Below are 5,531 nucleotides of genomic sequence, written 5' to 3' on the forward strand. Positions count from 1 at the left end.
CTGCAAGGCAACACCGTCGCCGCTGATGGCTCGGATCGTCTGCAAGGCAACACCGTCGCTGAAGGTGGTGCTGATCGCCTGAACGAACTGCGCAACGCTTGAATGAATGGCGTCATCGCAACAAACCAGAAAAACCCGGCTCCCATCAGCCGGGTTTTTTATGTCTGCAACAATCAGCCAGCCTTCGCCATACAGCGCTTGTAGCGCTCATCCACCCGCTTGGCGAACCACGCGGTGGTCAGTTTGCGGGTGATTTTCGGGCTCTGCAGCACGATCCCCGGCAATACAGCACGCGGCAGTGTTTTACCTTCGGTTTTCTCGGCCAACTCGAATACTCGCTGATAAAGCCTGGTCTCTTCAAATTCCAGGGTTTTGCCCTTTTCCAATTGATCGCGAATCGTCGGATTGCGCATGCCCAGGGACTTGCCGAGGGTGCGCACGGCCAGTTCGGTGCTGCCGGGCATGATCGAGTCATAGCGAATCAGGTCGCCATCCAGTGCCAACGGGATGCCCGAAGCACGGCTGACGGCGTTCTGAAACGCGGCATTGCGGCTGGCGTACCAACCGGCGTTGAAGTCGGCGAAGCGGTACAGCGGTTCGCGATAACTGACGGGGTAGCCGAGCAAATGGGCGATACCGAAATACATCCCCCCGCGACGACTGAACACTTCATGGCGGATCGTGCCGTCCACAGGGTACGGATAATCCTTGGCATGCTGCTCGGCGAATTCGATGCTGACCTGCATCGGCCCGCCGGTGTGCACAGGGTTGAAGCCGCCAAACAACGTGCCGCCCATTGGCACCATGCCGATGAAGTCGTCGAAAATTGCGCTCAACTCTTTCTCGCTACGCGCCGCATTCAAGCGCTCGCTGTAGCTTTTGCCATTGGGAGAACGCACTTGCAGGGCGCCGCTGACCAACAAACCGGGGATATGAATTTTGCCGGCACGACGGTCGATTTCGTCGCGGGCGATTTTGCCCAGGCCCGGCACTGTGGGGTCAGCCTGAAAGGTTGACTCCTGTTCGGCAACGGCCAACACCGAGCACAGATGCTGCGTGGTCGGGCTGATGTTCTGCGCGGCGAACGCGGCGTAGATATCGGTGGCCCAGCCTTGGCGATCGGCGATTTTGGCCGGCATCAGCCGCACGATCTCGGCCTTCACTTCGGCGGGAGGACGCGGGGCGGGCTCGCCGCTGCGCTGACTGGCGCAACCGCCGAGTACGAGCAGGGCTGCGAGGGTGATCAGTAATCGAGGGGTGTGCATGCGGCTCCATCATCCAGTCCGTTGAGGCGGGTTAACCATACACAATCCCTTCGGTAGCTCAAGGTGATGACAAACTGATTGCAATGCGTTACTGAGAAAGCCTATCATTTGCACCTGGAGTCGCATTTGCGCAAGGAGTTCCGCGCCGCCCTTATTTTTCTCATTGGCCGTGCGCCTCCAGGTACGAAACATGCCCGCTTCAGCTCGACTCGCTGCTCCCTTTCGTCCGACGCTTCTCGCCCTGCTGTGCTCCCTGACTGTCACCGCTCACGCTGCCGAAGGCGATAACAAACAACTGGTGCTCGACAACGTCAACATCAACGCTCAGGCCCCAGCGCCAGATGCCCTGCCCCCAGCCTACGCCGGTGGTCAGGTCGCTCGCGGCGGCCAATTGGGCGTGTTGGGCAATCAGGACATGATGGACGTACCGTTCAGCGCCGCGTCCTACACCGAGCAACTGATCCAGGATCAGCAGGCTGAGAACGTCGCCGATGTGCTGCTCAACGATTCCTCCGTGCGCCAAGCCTCGGGCTACGGCAACCAGGCGCAGGTTTTCATGATCCGTGGATTGCCGCTCAACGGTGACGATATTTCCTATAACGGCCTGTACGGCGTGCTGCCACGGCAGATCATTTCCACCGACGCTCTGGAGCGCGTGGAAGTGTTCAAGGGCCCTAACGCCTTTATCAATGGCGTAACCCCGACCGGCTCGGGCATCGGCGGTGGCGTCAACCTGCAACCCAAACGCGCCGGTGACATACCGCTGCGCCGCTATACCAGCGATATCAACAGCGAAGGCCGCATCGGTCATCACGTCGACATCGGTCAGCGTTTCGGTGAAGACAACCGCTTCGGCGCGCGGGTCAACCTGTCCCAGCGCGAAGGCGATACCGGCATCGATCACGAGAATCAGCGCTCGAAACTGTTCGCCATCGGCCTGGACTACCGTGGCGATGCCCTGCGGGTTTCCGGTGATTTCGCTTACCAGAAAGAGCGCGTCAACGGTGGCCGCAACTCGGTCAACCTAGGCACTGCCACACACATTCCGGATGCGCCATCGGCCGACACCAACTACGCGCCGAAGTGGGGCTATACCGACATCGAAGATACGTTCGGCATGCTCCGCGCCGAGTACGACCTCAATGACAACTGGACCGCCTACGCGGCCGGCGGCGCCAAGCACACCCGTGAAGTCGGGCGCTACAACTCGACCACGCTGGTCGGTAACAATGGCGCCTCGTTCACCACCGGCTCGTTCATCCCTCACGATGAAGACAACACCAGCGTCATGGCCGGCCTTAATGGCAAATTCAACACCGGCCCGGTGAGCCACAAGCTCAATTTCGGCCTGACCGGGATCTGGGCCGAGCAGCGCAGCGCCTATGATTTCGACCTGACCCGCTACAGCAACAACATCTATCACCCGGTGCAAACCCCGTCGCCGGTCGGCAACTTTTCCGGTGGCGATGTGAACGACCCGGGCATCGTCGGCAAGACCTTCAACCGCAGCCTCGCGATTTCCGACACCCTCGGTTTCTTCGATGATCGCCTGTTGATCACCGCTGGCCTGCGTCGTCAGCAACTGGTCGTGCAAGGTTACGGTTACGCCAGCTATGGCAGCGGCCCGCGCTCGTCGAGCTATGACGAATCGATCACCACGCCGGTGTACGGCATCGTGTTCAAGCCGTGGGAGCATGTGTCGCTCTACGCCAACCACATCGAAGGCCTCGCCCAGGGCCCGACCTCGCCGACCAGCTCCGGCGGCTTTCGCGTGACCAACGGCAACGAAGTCTATGCACCGGCCCGTTCCAAGCAGACCGAGGCCGGGGTCAAAGTTGACATGGGCACCTACGGCGCGAGCCTGGGTGTGTACCGCATCGAGCAGCCTAGCGACGGCTATTGTGAAATCGACAGCGCCAGCACCTGCACTTACGTGCGTGAAGGCGAGCAGATCAACAAAGGCGTGGAAATGAACGTGTTCGGCGAGCCGATCAACGGCCTGCGCCTGATCACCGGCCTGACCCTGATGGACACCGAACTGAAGAACACCCTCAACCGCGCCAACGACGGCAACCGTGCCATCGGCGTGCCGACCTTCCAGTTCAACGCGGGCGTGGACTGGGATGTACCCGGCCTGCAAGGCGTTGCGCTGAATGCGCGGATGCTGCGCACCGGCGGCCAATACGCCGACGCGGCGAACAACCTCAGCCTGCCGACCTGGAACCGCTTCGACGCCGGCGCGCGTTACGCCTTCAAGGTGTCGGAGAAAGACGTGACCCTGCGTTTGGGCGTGGAGAATCTGGCGAACAAGAAATACTGGGCATCAGCTCAGGGCGGTTATCTGACGCAAGGTGAACCGCGAGTGGCGAAGTTGTCGGGCACTATCGACTTCTAAGCAACGTCGTAGCCCGAAAAAGGCCTCGCAACTTCACGGTTGCGGGGCTTTTTCCCGTCTGGCTGATCAACTGGCCACCCTCTTCTTCTGATCCATACTTGCTCCACAGCAAACGGAGGACAGGCCCATGAACCGCAGCGACGTACTGATCATTGGCGCCGGCCCCACCGGCCTGGTGCTGGCCCTGTGGCTGAGCAAACTGGGCGTGCGCGTGCGCATCATCGACAAGACTTCAGCCCCGGGCACCACCTCCCGGGCGCTGGCGGTACAGGCGCGAACCCTGGAGCTATACCGGCAACTGGACCTGGCCGACACCATCGTGCGCAACGGCCATCGGGTGGCAGCGGCGAACTTCTGGGTCAACGGCAAACCGGTCGCGCAACTGCCACTGAACCGCATCGGCGAAGGCCTGACACCCTACGCCTTCGTCGAAATCTTCCCGCAGGACGAACACGAACGGCTGTTGATCGAGCGTCTCGAAGACTATGGCGTCGTGGTCGAGCGCAATACCGAACTTGAGCGCTTCGAGGAAACCGGCGACGGCCTCACCGCGCATTTACGCCTTCCCGATGGCGAGCAGGAGATTTGCCAGGCCTGTTACCTGGCCGGTGCAGATGGCGCCCGTTCGATCGTGCGAAAAACCCTCGACAGCGGTTTTCCCGGCGGCACCTATCAGCAGATTTTCTACGTGGCGGACGTCAAGGCCAGCGGCCCGGCCATGAATGGCGAACTGCACCTGGATCTGGATGAAGCAGATTTTCTCGCGGTCTTCCCGTTGGCGGGCGAAGGGCGGGCGCGGTTGATCGGGACGGTGCGCGACGAACGTGCGCAGCGCGCCGAAACCCTGGCGTTTTCCGACGTCAGCCGCCGCGCCATCGAACATTTGAAAGTCCAAATCGAAGATGTCCACTGGTTCTCCACCTACCGCGTGCATCACCGCGTGGCGGAGCACTTTCGCAGTGGCCGCGCGTTTGTGCTCGGCGATGCCGCGCACGTCCACAGCCCGGCGGGCGGTCAGGGCATGAACACCGGCATTGGTGACGCAATCAATCTGGCGTGGAAACTCGCCGCCGTGCTCAGCGGCGCTGCCGAGGCCAAGCTGCTCGATACTTACGAAACGGAGCGCATCGCCTTCGCCCGGCGGTTAGTATCGACCACCGACAAAGTCTTCAGTTTCGTCACCGCCGAAGGGCGCATGGCCGACCTGCTGCGCACGCGGCTGGCACCGTTTCTGATCCCGAAACTCGCCTCATTCGAAACGAGCCGCGAGTTCCTCTTTCGCACCGTCTCGCAAGTCACCCTCAACTATCGCGGCATGCCGCTCAGCCAGGGCACGGCCGGCCACGTCCACGGCGGCGATCGCTTGCCGTGGGCGCATGACGGTGAAGGGGATAATTACGACCCGCTCAAGCAGCCGTGCTGGCAGGTGCATGTGTACGGTGACACCAGCGACGAAATGATTGCCTGGTGTCACGCACATCATCTGCCGCTGCATGTGCTCGACTGGCGCCCGGCGTTTGAAACGGCGGGGTTGGCGCGTAACGGCTTCTATCTGCTGCGCCCGGACACCTACGTGGCGATTGCCGATAACAGCGCCGATCCGAAAGTGATCGAACGCTATTTCCACGACCAGGGGATCAGGCCATTTTTCGCCTGCGCCTGACATCAATGTGCGGGCTTGCTCGCGAAGAGGGTGTGTCAGGCACAGAGCTGTCGCCTGACACAGCGCCTTCGCGAGCAAGCCCGCTCCCACCGTTTTTTTGCGTTGCGTCAGTTATTTGGGGGCGACCGATCCGGTGCTGAAGCTTGCAGATGAAACCTGGTAGGAACGCGGATCTAACTGTGGGAGCGGGCTTGCTCGCGAAGAGGGT

3 protein-coding genes are annotated in these 5,531 nt (G+C 61.3%); 2 read left to right on the plus strand and 1 reads right to left on the minus strand.

From position 1 onward, the window contains the following. Nucleotides 1-173: 173 nt before the first annotated feature. Nucleotides 174-1,265, minus strand: a complete 1,092-nt coding sequence (locus tag K5E40_RS33920; RefSeq protein WP_221734390.1) for a DUF1615 domain-containing protein — start codon at nucleotides 1,263-1,265, stop codon at nucleotides 174-176. 190 nt (nucleotides 1,266-1,455) lie between these two features. On the opposite strand from K5E40_RS33920, the gene K5E40_RS33925 reads away from it, so the two are divergent. Together K5E40_RS33925 and K5E40_RS33930 are read left to right on the plus strand one after the other, a co-directional pair. Further along, nucleotides 1,456-3,660, plus strand: coding sequence for a TonB-dependent siderophore receptor (locus K5E40_RS33925; RefSeq protein ID WP_221734391.1), 2,205 nt, complete (start codon nucleotides 1,456-1,458; stop codon nucleotides 3,658-3,660). A 127-nt stretch (nucleotides 3,661-3,787) separates the two neighbouring features. Next, complete coding sequence (locus K5E40_RS33930) at nucleotides 3,788-5,323, plus strand: FAD-dependent oxidoreductase (protein WP_221734392.1); 1,536 nt, start codon at nucleotides 3,788-3,790, stop codon at nucleotides 5,321-5,323. Nucleotides 5,324-5,531 lie beyond the last annotated feature (208 nt).

This window comes from Pseudomonas baetica (assembly GCF_019733355.1).
In the GTDB taxonomy this organism is placed as follows: Bacteria; Pseudomonadota; Gammaproteobacteria; order Pseudomonadales; family Pseudomonadaceae; genus Aquipseudomonas; species Aquipseudomonas baetica_A.

Bases quoted from the DNA above. Each gene is read 5' to 3' on its own strand.
- K5E40_RS33920 (WP_221734390.1), bottom strand. From the start codon at position 1,265: ATGCACACCCCTCGATTACTGATCACCCTCGCAGCCCTGCTCGTACTC.
- K5E40_RS33925 (WP_221734391.1), top strand. From the start codon at position 1,456: ATGCCCGCTTCAGCTCGACTCGCTGCTCCCTTTCGTCCGACGCTTCTC.
- K5E40_RS33930 (WP_221734392.1), top strand. From the start codon at position 3,788: ATGAACCGCAGCGACGTACTGATCATTGGCGCCGGCCCCACCGGCCTG.